Genomic DNA, 21,088 nt, shown 5'->3' on the forward strand with positions numbered 1-21,088 from the left:
TTTGGGTCCCCTCTGGTAAAACTAAAATTACAGAGCCTTTAATCCGGCAAGTACCTTTTCGGGTAGAGCTGGTAACCTAGTAATTCTTACCCCGCAAGCGTTCGTTATGGCATTTATGATCGAAGCATGAGGAGAGGTCAGCGGTGCTTCACCAACGCCAGAAGCTCCGAAAGGACCGTGTTCTCTTGGAGTCATAATATAATCGACGACAAGCTTGTCAGGTACGTCTTTAATATAGGGCAGGCCGCAGCTAATCATATCGATATGCTTCTTAAGATCTTCGAAGTCTTCGCTGAGGGCCAAGCCAAGACCTTGTACCATTCCACCTAACATTTGCCCGTCAACGACGAGCTTATTAGCCAGCGTACCAACATCAAATATTCCGTTCATGCCCAGAACCTTGGTTTTACCTGTCGGGACATCGACTTCCACTTCAGAGAGGAATGCCGCGTACATATAAGTAGTGAAGGGGGCTCCTTGTCCGGTTTCGAGGTTACAACCATTATACCCAGCCGGAGTGCTATATTTGCCAACAAAGTGGGTTGGTAACCCTGCAGCAACCTGTTCAGCATAGGTACGGTAAGTTCCATCGGATTTTTGAATGGCTTTTAACAGCTCCTCGCAAGCAATTTTGATGGCGTTGCCGGTCATAACTTGCGAACGGCTGCCACCGGCAGGTCCGCTGGCGGGAACTTTAGAGGTGTCATTCATGACCAATTTAATTTGTTCGGGTTTAATTCCCATGGGAAGCAAAGCCTCATGGGAAGTCGCCAGTGTCCCCATGTCGGCACCTTGACCGTGATCTTCCCAACCGTTGGTAATTGTGACCCCTGTTTCCGTATAATCAGCCCAAGCCTCAGAACCATCGGGGTTATCCAAGCCGGCACCGTAGGCGCCGAGAGAGATACCGACGCCGCGTTTCTTGTCGGCAGTGGATTCAGCTTCGGCCTTTTTCTTAGCTGCATCATAGAGAGGCTTAAGTTTATCCATTATCTCTACCATAGTATATACGTCAGGCTCACAGCCGGTAGGAGTTGTATCACCAGGTCTGTAAACGTTTTTGTAACGCAGTTCAAAGGGATCCATCCCTAGCTTTTCTGCCAGTTCATCCATCAATACTTCCGTTGCGAACAGGCTCTGCGGAGATCCGTAAGCTCGGAAAGCCGAACCCCAAGCATGGTTTGTGCAGACAGTGCGTCCATTGCTCCGAATATTGGGAATCATATAACTTGCACCAATGAATTGGCTGCCCCGCAGGGTAACCAGATCGCCAAACTCAGAATACGGACCATGATCGACGCTCCAATCGGCTTCCATGGCAACCAGTTTACCTTCTTTAGTAGCCCCGTATTTAAGATTGATGAAGAACGGTGAACGTTTCCCGGTGTAAGTAATTTGTTGATAGTAGTCAAACTCCAAGAATACAGGTTTACCTGTGGCCATCACAGCTACGCCAAGTAAGGCTTCTATGGTTGGGCTGAACTTATACCCAAAGGTTCCGCCAGCGGGATTTTGTACTATAACCAATTTGTCTAGTTCCAGTCCGAGCCCCGGGGCAATCATAGCCTGATGGAGATGAATGCCGATACTCTTGGAATGAATCACTACGCGGTCCTGATCATCAATATAGGCAAAACCAACGTCAGGCTCGATGGGCAGGTGGGGCTGGCGTCCTACATAGAAGTCGTCTTGAACAATTACATCAGCCTTTTCCATCAGAGGAGCTGTATCCTCGCCTTTAATCACCTTGGTCTCCCAATAAACGTTGGGAGTTCCGGGATGAATCTCGATAGCGTCGTCTGCCATGGCTGCAGGGGCGCTCATGTAAGCAGGGAGAATTTCCAACTCTACCTTAACTTTGTCAACGGCGGCTTGAGCATGCTCAGCGGTATCGGCAGCTATAATGGCAATGGCGTCACCAAATTGGAACACTTTTTCGTCGCAGAGGATTGGTCGGTCCCAACCATCCCCTTTGTTATTCGGGAAGGTGATTAAGCCGGTAATCCTGTTTTTGCCTTTGACATCTTTATGAGTGATAACTTTATAGACACCAGGCATTTTTTCAGCCTCAGAAATATCGATAGATATAATATTGGCATGAGAAACCTTGGCCTGAACCAGTTTCAACTGCAAAGTACCACAAGGCATTTTAACCCCTAAATCTGCGCCATAGTCACAAGTACCGGTAACCTTGGCCAAAGCGGATGGACGAATGTAATTGCTGCCCCAGATCGAGCCACTGGACGGCAGTTTTTCCCATAGATCTTCGGTCTTCATCTCCCCGCGAATCAACTTGGCAGCAGTTATAACCGCGTCAACCAAGGGTTTGTAGCCTGTGCAACGGCAGGCATTTCTGTGTTTTTGGAACCAGTCGCGGACGTCTTCTCTTGTAGGATTGGTATTTTCATCTAAGAGCTGTTTAGCAGAAACAATAAATCCGGGACTGCAGAAACCGCATTGAGCAGCTCCATGGACCATCCAGGCCAGCTGTACGGGATGTAAGTTCTTCTGGGTACCTACGCCTTCAATCGTAGTAATCTGAGCATCATCGGCAATCCGTTTCATTTTTGTAACACAGGAACGAATGACTTTTCCATCCACAATCACAGAACAAGCACCGCATTGAGCTTTTCCACAGCCTATTTTAGTTCCGGTCATGTGCAATTGTCCCCGCAACACATTGGCTAGGGTAACTTCCCCATCGACAATTAATATCTGGGGGATACCGTTAATGACGACATTTTTTTTAATCAATTTTTCCCTCTCCTTTTGATTAAATTCGTTTGCTACAAGGTTACTTCATTGAGTTCTACCTGTTATTTTGTGTTAAAATTCTCAGACCACTTTCATTATATTGAGCTTAGTATTGGTCACCAGTAAAGCAAATTTCCCCACCCATCCATCTAATGAACAACTGACAAATCTGACCTCCCATTCTTTTTTGTGCTTGCCAGTAATGGCTTTGTTTTAGTTTGGTTTACTTTGTTTTAATTCGCTTTACTTGGCTCAGTTTATAACATATGCAATATTCATGCCAATAATACGAACTCATTGTTACACTCCATTTCGTCCACTTCAAACTACCTTATTATTTCAAATATTTTATTTAAATTTTCACTAAGTTTATTTGAGATCTTATCATTAGGATATCATTAATCCCTTGACCTCCTATTAATAATACTGTACCATGCAAGTGGGACAGATTATTTTCCCCACAGTCTGCCCATGACCTCTGACAGTTTCAACCACTCTTAGTGTATTGTAAGTGAACACACCTTACATGATGTATTGGAGGATATCCCCATGGAAAAAATCAAAGTGCAGGATTCTGTTGGTGCTATTCTAATCCATGACATGACTCAGATTATCCCTGGTGTCGTTAAAGGTCCGCGTTTTCGCAAGGGGCATGTCATCCAGGAAGAGGATATTCCTGTTCTTCTTAGTATGGGTAAAGAGCATATTTTTGTTTGGGATCAAACACCCGGGCTGATCCATGAAAATGAGGCTGCGGAGCGCCTCGCCCACGCAGTAACTGGTTCTGGACTGGTCCTCGACGAGCCTAAAGAAGGAAAAATAACCATAACCGCTGCCCACGACGGACTACTTTATTCCTCTGTAGGCGGCATTTTGGCCTTGAATACATTAGAAAATATCATTCTCGCTACACTTCATAATCACTATCCCGTCAAAAAAGGAGATAAAGTCGCTGGAACCCGAGTCGTACCTCTGATGATTGATGAATCAGTGATTATCGAAGCAGAACGGATTGCTCAAACATTATCCGCTCCAATTTTGGAGGTAAGACCTCTTAAGCACATGAAGGTGGGCATCGTAACCACCGGAAGTGAAGTTTATCATGGACGGATACAAGATAAATTCAGCCCAGTACTGCGTACAAAAGTTGAAAGCTGGGGATCTGAGGTCCTTGCGCAAACCTTGGCTAATGATGATGTGTCCTTGATCCAAAGTTCTATAAGGGATCAAATTAATCAGGGGGCTGAAATGATCTTAGTGAGTGGTGGCATGTCCGTCGATCCGGATGACGTCACTCCTACGGCTATCAAAGAAATGGGAGCAGAACTTATCACTTATGGTGCGCCTGTATTACCGGGAGCTATGTTTTTGCTTGCCTATATCGGAGATATACCCATTATGGGATTACCTGGTTGCGTCATGTATGCTAAGACAACCGCCTTCGATCTAATCGCTCCGCGTATACTGACAGGAGAGCGTCTGACGCGCCAAGATATTGTCAAACTTGGTAGCGGTGGTCTTTGTCTCGACTGCCCAGTCTGCATTTACCCGCGCTGTTCTTTTGGCAAGTAAGGGCACGATACTTCGTGTCCCTGCTGCTCTTCGCATATCAATACAAACCCGCACAAAAAGCACCTCCCCAGTATCTAGGGAGGTGCTTTTTAGACGCCAAAAGAGCCCTTCGCCCGAATTAGACGAAAGACCCTTTATGCGTCAATGAGCCAGTTGATAAGGCGTGAAGCAAATAGCAATGGATCACGATAGTCTCCAGTACGATAGTCTCCAGTGGAGAGTATCGCCGAAGCCGCTGATCCCGAAAGAAACACTTCGCGGCGAAGGATAGAGTATCGCCGAAGCCGTGATCCCTAAAGGAATACTTACCGGCGTAGGATGTGCGAACGTGCTAAGACACGTCCTCCTTAACCGTAAAATACTCCCGTATCCCTGACATCATACCCCCCAAGCGCCAGAACATCCTCCTGAAACGCTCTGCTTTGAATGACCTCAATCATAGCCTTCATTCGAGGTTCCTCAAGGAATTCCCGTGGAATCGCCAGATCATAACGTTCTTCTCCGACCAGCACGTAGTCCAACCCTAGAGCTTCTGCGGCACTTTGAATTCCCAATCCGACATCAGCTGCTCCTGAAGCGACCGCTACTGCCACCGCTAAGTGTGTGAATTCCTCTCGCTCATAACCTAAGATTTGCTCCTTGCTAAGCCCTTGCTTCTGGAGCAGATAATCCAACAGCACCCTCGTTCCCGAGCCACCCTGACGATTGATAAAGCGTACACCGGGCTTAGCTAGATCCTCAAGCGTCTTGAGGTTCAGGGGGTTTCCCTTCGGTACGATAAGGACTTGGGTCCGATACACTAAATTCATCAAAGCGACTTCTCGGCCTGGCAAGAAACGCTGCAAATACGAACGATTGTACTCTCCCGTTTCGGGATCGAGCAAATGAATCCCCGCAAAATGGGCTTCTCCTTTGCGCAGGGATAGAATTCCGGCTAAACTCCCCACGTGAGCTGAGGCAAGTGCTCCGCGCCCGTCCCTAGACTTCATATGACTACTCAAAACATCGAGGGTCAGATCATGGGACCCAATACACACGAGAGTTTCTTCTAGCTCCGAAACAGGGCGCAAGAGATCAACGGGTACGGTTTCTCCCTCATGAAACCCTTCCTGTAAGCGGGGAACCCGGATCATTCCGTCCGCTCTGACTAAACTCATGGTCACTCCTGCACCCCGACTCAGAGGGGCAGCAACCCAACGTTCTCCAACCTTCCCTACCTTAACACGCACAAACTCTTCACTGCCTAATGAGGAAAAAACTTTCTTGCTGATCACAGCATCCAGTCTCGCGGGCAGGCCTTTTGATAAACCCTGCAAGTGATAAACCCAAGGCTCTAGGAACAAATGCGCAGTCAAGTAAGTTGACACCGGGTAACCCGGTATGCCAAAGGTTGGCTTTCCTTGAATCTCTCCTAAGACCACCGGTTTGCCTGGCTTGATGGCTACGCCGTGTAAATACAGTGTCCCATGCTTTTGTACCATATGGGAGGTATAATCATCTCGTCCTTGGGAGGATCCAGCGATGATGACCAGAATATCTTGAGACGCTGCCATTTCAAGAATAGCATTTTCCAATTTTTCAGGTTGATCCGGTGTTATCGGCCAAATCGTAGCCGACCCACCCCATTCTTCGACTAAGGAAGCAAGGACGGTGGAGTTACTATCGACTATCTCTCCCACTTGAAGGACCGCCTCAGGTGGGCAGATTTCATCTCCCGTAGGCAAAATCCCCACTCGCGGCTTACAGCGAACTTCGACGTCGAGAATCCCGGCAGCGAGCAAGGCTCCCTGATCTTGGGGGCGAATGCGATGATGAATGGGGAGAAGTACTTCCCCTTCCACAATGTCCTCTCCTACTGGTCGCACATGATTCCAGGGAACAACGGGAGCTTGAATTAAGATCCCTCGCTCCCCCAATTCCAAAACGTCTTCCAACATGACTACGGCATCCATTCCCTCAGGAACAGGATCTCCTGTATCGACTTGAATGGCTTGGTTTCCAAGTTCTAGCCACCGCGGCTCCCGCTCCGAGATTCCGTGAGTATCCTTGGCTCGAATGGCATAGCCATCCATGGCCGATGCTGCAAAATGGGGTGAACTTCGTCTGGCCCTGACAATCGAACCGGTGATTCTATGGAGTGCTGAACGTACATCTACAAACTCATTCTTCGGAACACAGCGCTCAGCTAGCTTTTCCATCATCAAAGCCAGTCCCTCTTGCCAAGCCTTGTTTTCAAGATATATTTGCCGTTCCACAGTTTACTTGACCTCCTCATACCATTCTATAATTCTATAATTAACGCCAAAGCCGGAAAGCCACTTCTTTACCTGCTTCAATACCTTCAGTATTTATGCGAATATGCACTAACCCATCAGCCAAGACCATCGTTCGAATGAGACCGGACTTTCCTCGAATCGGTTCTACCTTCCATTCGTCTCCGTCAGGTATGAGCTGAACACGAACAAACTCTTCTCGACCACTTCCAGAATATAAATTTTGAGTTAATGTTCCCTTTGGCAAGGGAACAGATTTGGGGTATAAGACAGACCCATCTAGCCATGGACGAATTAATGCTTCAAAAACAATCATTGCTGAAGCGGGATGTCCCGGCAGCCCAAAGATCAGTTTGCCATCCACGACCCCTCCAATTGTAGGCTTGCCTGGTCGAAGAGCTAAACCATGAAATAGTAGTCCCGGCTTTCCTAGTTCACCAATCAGCTGAGCGGACAGATCCCGTGCTCCTACAGAGCTTCCGCCCGAAAGTAAGACAATATCATTTTCCTCTAACATTTGAGTTAATACAGAACGAAGTGCTTCGAGATCATCGTGCACAATACCATAATAACGAGCTTCGGCACCTCCCGCCAGTGCCTGTCCAAGCAGTGTATAGCCATTAATATCCCTTGACTGTCCAGGTTTTGGTTCTTGTTCCGGAGAAATAATTTCATCCCCTGTTGATAAAATTCCTACCCGGAAGCGGGGCAACACTGGTACTTGAAGTATTCCTTGGGATGCAAGGAGTCCCATTTCCTGCGCCCTAATTCGAGTAAATTTCTGAAGGATGACCTCTCCTTCGATCAAGTCTTCCCCAATATCGATCAGATTTTCTCCTGGGGCAACGGCCTTAGTAACCCCATAGAGTTGTTCGCCAAAATGTTCGAGATGTTCAATCATCACGACCGCATCCGCACCCTCAGGCAGCATCCCACCTGTAGGCATTAGTATTCCGGTACCCTGCCCCAAGGGTTCCTTCGGAGCTTCACCCATCCGTACTTCCCCATGACATTGAAGCAACGCTGGCATACTTTCACTCGCTCCAAACGTATCTGCCGCCCGAACGGCCATTCCATCCATCGTGGACTTGCGAAAATGAGGTAATGCGCAGGTGGCAGGAACAGCTTGGGTGAGAATTCGTCCCAGCGAATCAGCCAAAGGAATGGTTTCTACGCGCTGATAATAGGCGAGTACATAGGGCTTTATGATTTCAATTGCTTCAGCCAACGTTTTGACTTTAAACAATTCGCTACTGCTACCCATGGTTCATTACACCTTTCCTGATCAATTGTTGTACTGTATTTCAAATCGTTCAAATTCCATTGTCAGTAAATCAACCTGTAACCAAGCATGGCGCAAGGAGGGCTGGCGTCCGACCAGTAACTTTACCCCTTCTGCCACACTTAGGCTTGCCAAGACAGCTGGCGTAAAAGCAGGATTACCCCACGCACTCTCGACACCTTTATCGGCGCGTCCATATAGCCTCGCAACGCTATGATCTCCGGGCAAGCTAACTCCCAGTTGACCAAACCAACCTGCGATGCTGGCAAAAACCAGTGGTAACTCTATTTGATGACAGACTCGTTCCAAGCCAACCCGTGCTGGCAACGAATCAAGGGCATCGCAGACGAGATCGACTTCCCGAAGTAATTCAGCACCCCTATCTTCTTCAAACCAACCTTTTACGACGTCGACTCGCACCTCAGAATTCACACTTCGCAGTCTCTCCTGAGCGGCTTCCACTTTCCACTGTCCTAGATTGAGTTCTGTAGCCATAATCTGGCGGTTAAGATTGCTAACCTCTAGGCGATCACCATCGATAATGATTAATCGTCCGACCCCGATTCGTGCGAACTCTTCAGCAATGTACCCGCCAAGTCCTCCACAACCCACAATTGCCACAGACGAGGCAGCAAGCTTGAGCTGGTCCTCATCAGACAAGGTTTTCTTATTCCGCCCATAACGACCCTCGAATTTCATTTAACCCCCTCCTACTGGTGGGAAGAGTGCCAGGGTATCTCCATCCTTCAACACAGTGTTTTCCTTAGCATCCTTCCCATTTAGAAGACATATGGCTAATTCCTCAGGTTTAATGTTCAGCGGTTGAATGATATCAAGAACACAAGTTCCTTCAGGAAGATCCATCTCTTCAACCTTAAACCGGCCATCCCGAAACGACGCGAATAATTTAATGGTTACACGCACTTCTGTCTCTCCTTTCAATGATTCGATGGCTACCTATATGCCCAAGTACTTCGAAGGGGGGACCCCAAAAAGGTCCCCCTAAAAAACTCTATGATATTTTACCAAGTTTGCTATAGGATATACTATCGTGAACTACGCTCCATTAAAATGGAGAGCTTCAAGATTCTAGGCAACGAGTGAACATCTCGTTAAACCTATCCATCGTTGGCGTGCCCCAACACAACTACTGAGGTTTCCAAAGAACCCTATATGAATATTATACCATATTTGGTGAATGTATGTTGACAATTATCTCCCCATTAAAATGGGGAGATAATTGTCAAGATGTCCTAAATTCCTAGGTTTTTAAGGGTTTCAGCTGTTGGTACGCCAGCTACATCCCATCCACGTTCAACATAGTACGCAGGTAGAAGCTCCGGTAATCTGTGCACACTTCCTTTTGAAGGACCTGATGGAATTCCATCCTCTAATAAACGTTTTGGCAGTGTGTCATCAGCCATGGTCATTCCGACTCTTAAGTTTTGTAAACGTTCAACGTTCCAAATCCGATCTCCACAAGCCAATAGTTCAGCGTCCGTATAATCGGAACCGGTCACAGCGTTTACGAGCTCAGTGTAATCAGATAGGCCAAGGGCGAAAGAAGTGAACAAGCACAATCCAAGGGAGTCGATGACAGCCGTCAAATCTTGGAAGATCTTAACCCACGTTGTTTTTCCCTCAAGGGAATCCTTATCCAGTTTTTCTGGAAGGCCGATGATTTCCGGAGAAACCATATACCCACGAACGTGACAACCGCCACGGTTACTAGTCGCATATTGAAGACCATGACCTTGGATACCACGAGGGTCATAGGCTGGAAGATCAAGTTTCTTAACCGACATGGACAACTCTGGGACGCCATAGCTTTCTGCCAAGCGATAAGAACCCTGTGCCAATTTAGCTCCAAGGCCTTCAGCATAAGCCATTTTACGCACCCATTCTACCATTCCTTTGCCATTTCCGAACTCCAGTGGTGTCCCCTCAAGCTCTTCTGGCTTAATATATCCGCGTTGTGCCAGTTCCATAGCTGTGGCAATGGTGCAGCCAGCTGAAATCGAGTCCAGCCCATATTTATTACATAAATCATTGGCGGCATGAACTGCATCAAAATCATGGACTCCACAGTCAGCACCAAAGGCCCATGCTGCCTCATACTCAGGTCCAGCGCCTTCGCCGCCTTCCCATTTACTATAGCGACCACAAGCAATCGGACAGCGATAGCAAGCATCTTTTTTGATCAGGTGGTTTGCAGTCATGGTTTCTCCGCTAATTTTATCCGCATCAGGATCATATGCGTCTTGGAAGTTATTTACCGGAAATATTCCGCTTTCATTAACAATGTTAACAAGTACAGCTGTACCGTAGGTTCCAAGTCCTTGGCCAGTTACACCATTTTCCTTGAGTTTTCCCAAAGCCGCGCTTAAGACTTTTTTTATTTCATCCGGATTCGCATTTTCGACCTTTCCTGTTCCACGAACAACAATCGCCTTAAGATTCTTTGATCCCATGACAGCACCCACGCCACTTCGTCCAGCCGCACGGAATTTGTCATTCATGATCGATGCCACCAGAGAAAGATTTTCACCTGCGGGGCCAATGGTTAAGACTTTCGCTTTTTCATCCCCAAATTCCTGCAATACAGCCTCTGTTGTCGCATAAACATCTTTACCCCAGAGATTAGCTGCATCTTTAATTTCCACTTTGTCGTCGTTAATGGCAATATACACAGGTTTAGCTGCTTTGCCTTCCAAGATTACCATATCATAACCAGCAAACTTAAGCTGAGCTCCCCAATATCCCCCTGAGTTCGAAGAGGCAGCAACTCCATTGAGCGGGGATTTTGTCACAACCATATACCGGCCAGACGTTGGAGCGTTTGTTCCTGTGAGTGCTCCCGTAGAAATAAAGATTTTATTTTCGGGAGAAAGAGCATCTACATCTGCTGCGACTTCATCAAAACACATTTTCCCAGCAAGCCCACGCCCACTCAAATATTTCTTCGCAAGTTCCATGTTTAAAGGCTCAGTACTAACATTCCCCTCTGTTAAATTAATGCGCAGAATTTTACCAGCATACCCACCCATGAATCTTCCTCCTCGTTTCTTTTTCTCCGCTAAACATTTCCTTCAGTAATTAAACTTAAAAACTAACCCCAAAGCGGTCTTACTCATTATTATATAGCAATTATCATACCAAATGTTTCAAACTTCAAAATTAAACCAAATTTTAAGAATTAATCTTGCAATTAAAGTTTTAGAATATACTTATTCCAATTAAACCAAACTTAATCTAACTTAAACTAACTAAAACAATCTATTTAACACAAACTATTTAACACTAAATTTTATCCAAAAAAAACTAGATATAAGGTTGTAAGACTACCCAAAATTACTAGTTGTTCCGTTTTCGATCAGTTTTGCCGATACTTACGCTCCAATATGGAACAGTTTTTGCAAGTCTACTTCCAACTAACCTGTTGTTTGATTTATATAAATATGGTATTCTGACAATCATAAGGATAAAGAAAATCTATGCCTAGAAAGGAATGGGTGCGATATGGGGAACCATTGGAATCGTTTTATAAATGGCGAGAGCGTTGAATCCGAAGTCACTCCTTCCATCTTTCGTTCTTGGCAGAGAAGCGTAGAGTTTCAAGTAGACCATTCGCTAATTTCTAATCAGGACATTCTGTCTATTCCACGCCTTAATGAACGCCGAGAGGCTCAAAATTCTCTAATCCGTGCGGGCGAAACTGTTTTGCCTTACATTTTTAGTTTGCTTGGAAGCACGAATTACACCGTTTTGTTGGGGGATAACGATGGCTATATTATGGAAGCTATTGGTGACGCGCCCTTTATGAGTAAAGCCCAAAAGGTGAATTTAAGTCCTGGCGCCAGTTGGAGTGAAGAAATTCGAGGAACCAACGCCATCGGAACTGCTCTCCGTGATAATGCCCCCATCTCCGTCTTCGGTTGGGAGCACTTTGTACACGATAACCATTTCTTAGCCTGCTGGGCTGCCCCGATTCAAAACAGCAAGGGTGCGCCCCTAGGAGTTTTAGATATCAGTGGGGAAGCCAGTCTTGATCGACAAAAGATCTTAACCATCGCGACGATGGGCGCAAGTATGATTGAGAAAAACTTGCGACTTTTTGAGCTAGAGAATGAGCTTAAATTTTACCAAGAAGGAGCCAAGCTAGCTTCCTCACTTTTACAACAAGGATTTCTGTCCATTAATCACGCCGGCATTATTACTAACATCAATGCTCTCGGCGCTGCACTGCTTGGGCGTAGACAAGAAGATATCATCGGACAACTCGCCGTAGACATCTTCAGTACGCCCAAAGGATGGATGTTAAGTGGACATTCTCTGGATCTCCGTTTAAAAGATCACGCCGGGCAAGACATTTCCTCTCGCTTAAATCGTGTGGTCAACGAAGCTGGCCAACCATTAGGTGCCGTTGGAACGCTTCAGCTCGCTCAGGAATCTCCATCCAATACCTTATGGGTAGGAAATAGCCAGCTCTCGCAGCGCACTCTGGCACGAGCCTCGAAAGTTGCCTCAACCCATTCTTCCGTACTCATTCACGGAGAAAGCGGGACAGGTAAGGAAATAATTGCTCGGACAATTCATCAGCTTAGTCCACGTTGCGAAGGGCCATTTGTTGCTTTGAACTGTGCTTCACTATCTTCTACACTGATTGAAAGCGAGTTATTCGGCTATGTTGAGGGTGCCTTCACTGGAGCACGCCGAGGCGGGAAACCCGGGAAATTTGAATTAGCGGACAAGGGGACTATTTTCCTTGACGAAATTGGAGATATGCCCTTGAATGTACAAGCGGCACTCCTTCGAGTACTCCAAGAAAAGGAAGTTACCCGAATCGGGGATACAAAAACTATAAAAATTAATGTAAGGGTCATTACCGCATCGCACAAAGACCTCTGCGAGCTGGTTGAGACAGAACGTTTCCGCTTAGATTTATTTTATCGTCTGAAAGTCGTCACCATAGAATTACCTCCATTGCGTGAACGATCTGAAGACATCAGAGATTTAGTTCCCCATTTCATCCGTAAAGCCTGCGAATCGTTTGGCGGTCCAATCTTGGGGATTCAAGAAGATGTATATTCCCATTTATTAGCGCACACCTGGCCTGGCAATGTCCGGGAGCTAGAGAACTGTATTGAGAGCATGGTTGCTTTAGCAGATAGCTCGATTCTAACCGTAGCAGACTTGCCGGATGAATTTAAGCAGACCGTTTCAAAATCCGAACCCGCTACCGAAACCTTACTAAATCAACAAACCAAACAGACGATCCTCTATGCACTAACCCAAACCAAAGGAAAAATCGCACCAGCCGCTAAAATCTTAGGAATCGGACGCAATACGCTCTATCGCAAGATTAAAGAGCTAGATATTAAATTCTGAAACAAGGGGGTGTCGTAAGCGTGTCATGGGGACGGTCCTTTTAACACACTTTTTCAAGTGTGTAGGGAAAACACTGGGACAGGTTCACTGTTTCGCACGAATTTGTTACAATACTTTTAAGATAAAATAATCCCTGGAAGCCTAATTTCAGCAGGCTCCAGGGATTATTTTTAATTGACGAGAGAAAGTTTGTTTCAAGCTCTGCCAACTGCTTTGAGTAAGCCTTGAATTAAGGCTTGTGGCCGCGGTGGACAACCTGGTATAAAGACATCTACCGGAATAATATTATTAACTCCACCGGAACTAGCATAGCTTTTACCGCAAATACCACCACTGCAAGCACAGGTGCCGACAGCTAAGACAAGTTTCGGTGCGGGGGTAGCTGCAAAGGTCTTATGCACGGCAATTTCTAAGTTTCTGGTTACTGGCCCAGTCACCATCAGCAAATCGGCATGACGAGGAGAAGCCACAAAATCAAAGCCCAGACGTTGTATATCATAAACAGGGCCGGTTAGAGTCGTCATTTCCCAGTCACAGGCATTACAGGACCCTGAATCGAGGTGGCGTATGTGAACTGAATGTTTAAAGGCCTGAACATGAGGAGCTCGAACAACGCTTTCAGCTAATTCAGCTAATTCATATTCCACACCTTGAACCAAGGAATGCTGCTTACAAACATCAACACAATAACCACAAAAAATGCATTTCTTAGGGTCCACTGTCCAAAAAGATTCACTCTTGCTATTCCGCAATTTTATGGCCTTGGTTGGACATACGTCCGAACACTGGCCACAAAGATCGCAACTTTGCTCCTGCCACTCCGGTAGTCCTTGAAAACCAGACGCCGGAACAGTCGGATTTTTAGGATAGTCCGTCGTAACGATACCTGTCTTTAAGCTTTTACTAAAAATCCTCAACATCATGGTCCTCCTTAGTATAAAAACAAGATCGACTCAAACTCCCTATCTATCAAGGCAAGAATAACATAGCTCAAAACTCTTGTTAATTAAAGGAAAATCAGGAATAATATCTTCGGACACAATCAAAGGAATGATCGGCCAATTCACATAAGAGGCTGACCGAACCATATAGCGATAAATAGTTTGATCCTTACCGATCATGATAAAATGTACATTTTCTCCTCGAGGGGACTCCGTCATTCCCACCGCATAATTGTAGGGAATCATTTCCCTACCTAATTGTTGAGTTAATTCTCCCGTCGGCATAGAGAGCAGGATCTGTCGAATGATGTTGATGGATTCATACGTTTCAGCAACACGTACTTTAACCCTAGCTAAAACGTCCCCTTGCTCATAAACTGGCACCTTGAATGAAACGCGGTCATAAGCTGCATAAGGGTGGTCCCTCCGCACATCCCGATCGACGCCCGCAGCCCTTGCTACAGGTCCGACTGCGTGCAAGTCTCTGGCAGTCCGATTCCACAGTATACCGGTAGTCTGAACTCTATCCATATAGGAATTTGTATCAAACATTATTTCTACCAATTCTTTAAATTCTTGCTCTAATTTCTCTAAGGTTACTAAAATAAGGTTGATGTTTTGTATTGAAATGTCCCGTCTTACCCCGCCAGGGGTATTAATCCCCCTCAAGAAACGACTCCCAAAAACTATTTCGTTGAGCTGCATTAACCCTTCTCGCAGTCGTGCTCCATGCATTGTACCGAACGCGAAACCAATACCAGCGCATATGTTTCCGACATCTCCGACGTGGTTATATAAGCGTTCAAGTTCCAAAACAACGGTTCTGATATCCTTGACTCGTGTGGAAATCTCAGTTCCGGAGAGTTTCTCAAGGGCCTGACAATAAGCTGTAGTATGAGAAAATGAACAAGCCCCGCAGATTCGTTCAACGATCGGTAAGACTGCTAAGGGAGTTTTTCCTTCAGCTAGTTTCTCTATTCCCCTATGAGTGTAGAAGAATCTAGCCTCCAAATTTAAGACAGTATCACCCACTGCACTAAATCGGAAATGCCCTGGTTCAATAATTCCTGCATGAATGGGTCCAACAGGAACTTGGATAACCCCTTCTCCCTCAACTCTATCGTACGAAAACTGACCATTTGTCCTGGGAACCTCAATGTCTAAATTAGAATCCTTGCGCAGCGGATACAACCCCTCCGGCCAATCCTCATGTACCGCCAAACGCCGTTTGTCGAGGTGCCCGATAGGATCCAAGCCAAATAGATCCCTTATCTCGCGTTCATACCAATGTGCCGCCGGGACTTCATTCATTATGGAAGGAAATGACGGTTCAACTTCTGCTACACAGACACGCACTACAATCAGAAACTTTTCCTCGTCATTAGCAAATGTATAAAACAAGCGAAACTGGCCTTGGATACTACGTTCATCCGTAGCTGTAAGTTGGATTAAAGGGAACCCCCAATCACGTAATTTTACAGCCAGACTAAGAATTTCGTTTTTATTGATTTCCAGATGAAGTTCATCTACATAGGCCTTAGCGATGATGACCCTTTCCTCAAAGAAATTAGAAATAAGCTCAATAACCCTTTCTTGCCTCATCATTACTAGTTTCCTCCTACAAAAACGGCAGTTACTTGATGGAGAACATTCTGAATAAATACCGGGATATAGACTCCTAAAATAACGACGGGCACCAGTGAAATCAAAACAAGTACTATGGCAAATTTCCCTTGCCCACGCTCGCCCACCTTAACTCGGTTCGGTGGAGTCCCAAGAGCCATATTACTCGTAGCGTAAATAATTCCCGTAAATATTAAGGTTATTAAGATAAGAATTAAACTCGAAACCACATACCTCCCTTGGGCAAAACCTGAACTAAGAATAATAAACTCGCTCATGAAGATACTAAAGGGAGGGGATCCAGCGATAGCTAAGCCCCCAATCACCAAAGCCGGACCCGTTATGGGCATAGTTTTAACTAACCCTTTAATTCTAATAATCCGTTTGGTCCGATAATGTTGACAAACATTACCCACTATGAAAAAGAGCGAAGATTTAGTTAAGGCATGATTAATCATGTGAAGGAAGGCACCATACAGGGCTAATTTACTGCCCAAGCCCACTGCAGCGGCAATAATCCCCATATGCTCAACACTTGAATAAGCGAGCAATCTTTTTATGTCGTGCTGAACAAGAATAAAAGGTAAAGCAACTGCGATTGACAGGACTCCAAAAATTAAGATTAAATTGGACGAAAACTGTGGCCCGAGGGCTTCTGAAACAATCAAGTGAAAACGGATAATACTATAAAAGGCACAATTCAACAAGACTCCTGAAAGCATTGCACTAATTGGAGAAGGAGCTTGGCTATGAGCATCAGGCAACCATGTATGCATCGGAGCTAAACCCGCCTTCGTCCCATAACCCACTAAAACAAAAATGAAAGCAAGTTTAAGTAACTTGGGATCCAGTTGTTGAGCAGCCCGTCTCAGGGTCTGCCAATCTAAAGAACCGCTTTCGCCGGTCACCGAAACTGCCGCATAATGCAAAAGGATAGTTCCGAACAAAGCAAAGATAATTCCCACCGTGCAGATGATGATATATTTCCACGCGGCCTCCAAAGAATTTCGTTTATTGTAAAAACCAACCAGCAAAGCAGTGGCCAGCGTCGTCCCCTCTACAGCTACCCACATAATCCCCAAGTTCGCAGAGACTAGCACGAGAAACATGGTAAAAACAAAGATATACACCGAAAAATAATAATATTTCAAGCGCCTCTCCAACAACTCCCCTTCTCGAATATCATGGGCCAGATAACCTAAAGAATATAAAGCAACCATCAACCCAATGATGGCCACAAGACAAAGAATTAACGAACTTAAAGCATCAATGAAGATAAACTGACCCCAAACCACATTAGAACCCGCAAATACTTGTCGGGCTATGAGCACAGTCGTGAAGACGATCGTTGCCAAGCCCACAATACTTATAGCCCCTAATAGTCTTCTATCCGTGACCATCAGGCATAACAAGGCCATAACTAAGGGTAGAGCAATTAAAATCAATGGCATAAAATCAACCCCGTAAATTCCTTAGATTTTTTCGATCAATGATGTCAAAGCTCTGATTAATTCGGAACACTAACACACCCATGATTAAAACCCCTACCATAATATCCATAAATATTCCTAACTCAATCACTAAAGGCATGCCAATCGTCGTACCGATCCCCGCTAAAAAGATTCCATTTTCCATAACAAATAATCCTACAATTTGCATAATAGGAAATCTCAGATTAATCATCAGGAATAAACCAATCAACATCAAGGAAACAGCCACAGGCAACGCCCCGTGGAGGAGTCCAGACCCTTTCCCAATCACTTGTCCAGTCGCTAAATAAGATATAAAAACCAGACAAACGGCAAAGAGTAAGGTCATCTTCATATTCAAAAAGGATTCAACCTCCCTCTTAATCGCTACTATGTTGACAGCCTTGATGAGCACAACAGGAATTATCACAACTTTCACCACCAACGTTAATACTGCGGCGATATACATTTCATGAATCCCAGTCGTCCAACCCAACGTGGCACTTAAGGCTACAAGTAGGAGGCCTTGAATAATGACGGCCACAATGACTGAATTGAGACGGCGGGCTAAAATGATTAAAAATGTTGTAACTAAGAGTAAGGTGATTAAGAAATTCACAAAACCCTGATAATTTTGCATCTCCATCTTAAATTACCCCCTGAACACAAACTTAGAAACGAGTCCTAACAAGCCGATTAGTAGAGAAGCTAGGAGCAAATCAGGCACCTTAAATAACCTAGCTTTAGCGAAAGAAGTTTCAACAACCGCCATTACCATTCCTATGACTAATAATTTTAAAATGAACATTAAAGTCCCTAAAATCAACGCCCCGATACCCGCCGAGACGAGGACTATTCCCCAAGGGAAAAAGATATTGACCAGCAATGTGAAAATCAAGAACTGTTTAATCGAAACGCTGTAGGATAGCAACGCCAAATTCGTTCCTGAATATTCCAACAGCATTCCTTCATGAAGCATGGTTAACTCCAAATGAGTATCCGGATTATCGACGGGAATTCGTCCAGTTTCTGCAACAGCAACCACAAATAAGGCCACAAAAGACATTAGATGAGCGACCGTTAAGACACCCTCTCCTCCATTGACGACACTTTGTACAATTCCTGTAAGGTTTGATGTTCCCGCAGCAACCGCCATAGTAAAGAGCGGTAACATAAAAGCTGGCTCTGCAATCGCAGCTACGGCCATCTCCCTACTACTGCCCATTCCGCCAAAAGCGCTTCCGGCATCTACGCCTGCTAGAGCCAAGAAAAACCGTGCCAGAGCAAAAAGGTAAACAACAAGAATAAGATCTCCGGTGAAGGCTAATAAACTCTGAGTTACAACAACAGGTACTATAGCAGCTACCACTAACATCGAAGAAAGGTAAATTAGAGGAGTTACCCGGAAAATCCATGAGGTATGCTCAGATACCACGGACTCTTTTTGTAGATACTTATAAAGATCAAAATAGGGTTGAAAAATAGTGGGCCCCTTACGTGTTTGAAAAAAAGCCTTCGTCTTCTTGATTATTCCTGTGAGTAAAGGCGCTAATAATAAAATTAAGCCTATTTGATAAGCACCGATAGCTGCTTCCCGAAGCACACAATCCCCCCCTATCTCGCAAAAATAAGCAGAACAACCAAAGCAGCAAAAATATACCCTAAATAAAGATGAATACTTCCGGATTGTAAGGCTGTAACTTTATCAGCAAATTTAAGAAAAAGTTTGAGCAGCGGTCTATAAAGGTGATCTTCAAAAAAAGGGTTAATGGCCCCTTGAGATTTGATGCGACTTGTAAAATACGGTTTAAGCACAAACTCTTTCTTGGTTTCTCTAGTTGGCTGGAATATCGCGCGAAACATGATACGAATAGGGTGAGAATAGGAGGTCGCAGAATACTCCATTTCAGAGGTGAGATCTGACCCACAATTCCAGGTCTCATCAATTCGAACCTTACTAAACTTAGCAAACTTTTTAATAAATAAAGAAACCAACAGGACACTCAATACCAAAACAACTAGGATCATGGGAGGGGATATGGAATTAGTATTTATAACTGCGACACCCTGCCCCATAATCGGAGGAACATTCAGCCAGCGATACTCACCCAGCAGCGGGATTGTTTCCATGCCTATAAGGCTGAAGGTAACAGGACTTAACAGGTTAATGGCCATAAAAGGCATAACCCCAAAGATCAAGCATAACAAAGCTAAAAGGCCCATCCCTACCAGCATTGTACGAGGTACTTCTTTAGCTTTTTCTGCATTTATACTGCGAGGTATGGCTAGAAACATAATTCCGAAAGCTTTAACAAAGCACGCAGCGGCCAGAGCACCTGTCAAGGCCAAAGCTGCTCCTAGAACTGGTCCTATAATATTCATGGTTGCCCCAAGTTTCGCCGAACCCAAGGCCAATAAAGCTTGGTACGTTAACCACTCGCTGGCAAAACCATTGAAAGGCGGAATACCCGAGATTGCAAGCGAACCAATCAGAAAAAAGAAACCAGTCCAAGGCATTCGTTTTAGAAGCCCACCCATTGCTTCGATATTTCTAGTATGTGTCGCATAATGAACTGCCCCAGCTCCTAAAAAAAGTAAGCCTTTAAAAAGAGCGTGATTTAACACATGAAATAAGCCCGCCGTCAAACCAATCAAAGCAAGATCATTGTAGCCATAACTTTTAAAAACAAGAGCAGCACCGATTCCCATTAAGATAATTCCAATATTCTCCACACTATGATAGGCCAGCAGCCGTTTAATATCATGTTCCATTAAAGCATACATCACACCTAATACGGCCGAGACAGCTCCAATGAACAGGATTAATACCCCCCACCAAACTGATCCAACACCTAAAACGTCAATGACAATTCTAATAAACCCATAAATCGCTGTTTTCAACATAACTCCAGACATTAAGGCCGAAACATTACTTGGCGCAGCTGGATGAGCTTTTGGTAACCAAATATGCAAAGGAATTATTCCTGCCTTAGTCCCAAATCCGAGTGTAACTAGTATAAAAATAACTGTTTTAAGCGTTGGCGAAAGATTATGAGCTAGAGCAGAATATTGAGCGAAAACATAACTGCCAGTTTCTTTATATAAGAGTAAAAAAGCAATCGCAATAAAAGCTGTACCAATATGTGTCATCACAATATAAATAAAACCAGCCCTACGAACTCCATAATCCTGATGTTCAAAGACCACTAAAAAATAGGATACCAACGACATTACTTCCCAGAAAAATAAGAACATAAACGAGTTACTGCTGGATACTAGTGCCAGCATTGAAAGGATAAAAAGGTTATAAAATAACCCTAAAACTCCTACATTTTGTTTGCCAATATAGACACTGACGTAACCATAAGAAAAGACAGACACTGGAAGACTGAGGACTGAGATAACTGTGATAAAAAAAGCCGCTAAAGGATCAAGACTAAATTGAAGGCTAATCCCGAAAACAGACCATGGCAAGATTACGTCTAAGGAGTGCTTAGCCAACAGGAGTGTTGGACCTAAAATTAGTCCTGCCAGGCAAGCAAGGTTGGCAAACGTAAATCCCACCAAAATGCTTAAGCGTGGTTGCTTTTGTAAGACATAAGATAGGAGGGCTCCTAGCAGCAGGGATCCTGACATAACTATAAATAATAATTCAACGAATACTGGCATTTCTACCCCCCTCTAAGTTGAGTGAACTATTTAAATTACTCTGACAATTGTCACGTCAATTTAATCATAAGCAATAACTTCATAAATATCAATCAGCAGAAATGGCCTTGTTTTGGC

Annotated in this window: 14 protein-coding genes; 2 read left to right on the plus strand and 12 right to left on the minus strand. The window is 44.8% G+C overall.

Annotation, left to right across the window (positions count from 1 at the left end):
* Window positions 1-27 precede the first annotated feature (27 nt).
* The gene (locus JL57_RS28010; RefSeq protein ID WP_034145186.1) at window positions 28-2,754 is read right to left on the minus strand and encodes a molybdopterin-dependent aldehyde oxidoreductase; all 2,727 of its coding nucleotides are present in this window, start codon (window positions 2,752-2,754) and stop codon (window positions 28-30) included.
* A gap of 549 nt (window positions 2,755-3,303) precedes the next feature.
* On the opposite strand from JL57_RS28010, the gene JL57_RS28015 reads away from it, so the two are divergent.
* A complete protein-coding gene (locus tag JL57_RS28015; RefSeq protein ID WP_034145187.1) occupies window positions 3,304-4,326 on the plus strand; it encodes a molybdopterin-binding protein in 1,023 nt (340 codons plus the stop codon).
* Window positions 4,327-4,673: 347 nt separating this feature from the next.
* On the opposite strand, the gene JL57_RS28020 is transcribed toward JL57_RS28015, so the two are convergent.
* The 5 genes from JL57_RS28020 to JL57_RS28040 form a co-directional block, all read right to left on the minus strand.
* Window positions 4,674-6,581 carry a molybdopterin biosynthesis protein gene (locus tag JL57_RS28020; RefSeq protein WP_034145188.1) on the minus strand — a complete coding sequence of 636 codons (1,908 nt, stop codon included), beginning with the start codon at window positions 6,579-6,581 and terminating at the stop codon, window positions 4,674-4,676.
* Between the two features lie 40 nt (window positions 6,582-6,621).
* Entirely contained in the window at window positions 6,622-7,863 is a 1,242-nt protein-coding gene (glp, locus tag JL57_RS28025) for a gephyrin-like molybdotransferase Glp (protein ID WP_034141529.1), read from the minus strand.
* Window positions 7,864-7,884: 21 nt separating this feature from the next.
* Window positions 7,885-8,580 (minus strand): HesA/MoeB/ThiF family protein, encoded by a 696-nt coding sequence (locus tag JL57_RS28030; RefSeq protein WP_034141530.1) that lies wholly within the window; start codon window positions 8,578-8,580, stop codon window positions 7,885-7,887.
* The gene (locus JL57_RS28035) at window positions 8,581-8,805 is read right to left on the minus strand and encodes a MoaD/ThiS family protein (protein WP_034141531.1); all 225 of its coding nucleotides are present in this window, start codon (window positions 8,803-8,805) and stop codon (window positions 8,581-8,583) included.
* Window positions 8,806-9,134: 329 nt separating this feature from the next.
* Window positions 9,135-10,928, minus strand: coding sequence for an aldehyde ferredoxin oxidoreductase family protein (locus JL57_RS28040; RefSeq protein WP_034141532.1), 1,794 nt, complete (start codon window positions 10,926-10,928; stop codon window positions 9,135-9,137).
* A gap of 472 nt (window positions 10,929-11,400) precedes the next feature.
* Between JL57_RS28040 and JL57_RS28045 the strand changes: the two genes are divergently transcribed.
* On the plus strand, window positions 11,401-13,269 hold the full coding sequence (locus tag JL57_RS28045; protein WP_034141533.1) for a sigma-54-dependent Fis family transcriptional regulator: 1,869 nt from the start codon (window positions 11,401-11,403) through the stop codon (window positions 13,267-13,269).
* Window positions 13,270-13,463: 194 nt separating this feature from the next.
* On the opposite strand, the gene nuoB is transcribed toward JL57_RS28045, so the two are convergent.
* Genes nuoB through hyfB form a run of 6 tightly spaced genes read right to left on the minus strand, consistent with a single transcriptional unit; the run spans window position 13,464 to window position 20,971 of the window.
* Entirely contained in the window at window positions 13,464-14,189 is a 726-nt protein-coding gene (gene nuoB, locus JL57_RS28050) for an NADH-quinone oxidoreductase subunit NuoB (protein ID WP_034141534.1), read from the minus strand.
* 42 nt (window positions 14,190-14,231) lie between these two features.
* Window positions 14,232-15,815: an NADH-quinone oxidoreductase subunit C gene (locus JL57_RS28055; protein ID WP_034145189.1), complete on the minus strand. Its 1,584-nt coding sequence runs from the start codon at window positions 15,813-15,815 to the stop codon at window positions 14,232-14,234.
* Window positions 15,816-15,817: 2 nt separating this feature from the next.
* The gene (locus tag JL57_RS28060) at window positions 15,818-17,284 is read right to left on the minus strand and encodes a hydrogenase 4 subunit F (protein ID WP_034141536.1); all 1,467 of its coding nucleotides are present in this window, start codon (window positions 17,282-17,284) and stop codon (window positions 15,818-15,820) included.
* 4 nt (window positions 17,285-17,288) lie between these two features.
* A complete protein-coding gene (locus tag JL57_RS28065) occupies window positions 17,289-17,948 on the minus strand; it encodes a hydrogenase (RefSeq protein ID WP_034141537.1) in 660 nt (219 codons plus the stop codon).
* Window positions 17,949-17,954: 6 nt separating this feature from the next.
* The gene (locus tag JL57_RS28070) at window positions 17,955-18,905 is read right to left on the minus strand and encodes a respiratory chain complex I subunit 1 family protein (RefSeq protein ID WP_034141538.1); all 951 of its coding nucleotides are present in this window, start codon (window positions 18,903-18,905) and stop codon (window positions 17,955-17,957) included.
* An 11-nt stretch (window positions 18,906-18,916) separates the two neighbouring features.
* On the minus strand, window positions 18,917-20,971 hold the full coding sequence (gene hyfB / locus JL57_RS28075) for a hydrogenase 4 subunit B (protein WP_034141539.1): 2,055 nt from the start codon (window positions 20,969-20,971) through the stop codon (window positions 18,917-18,919).
* Between the last annotated feature and the right edge of the window lie 117 nt (window positions 20,972-21,088).

It is taken from the genome of Desulfosporosinus sp. BICA1-9 (genome assembly GCF_000802135.1).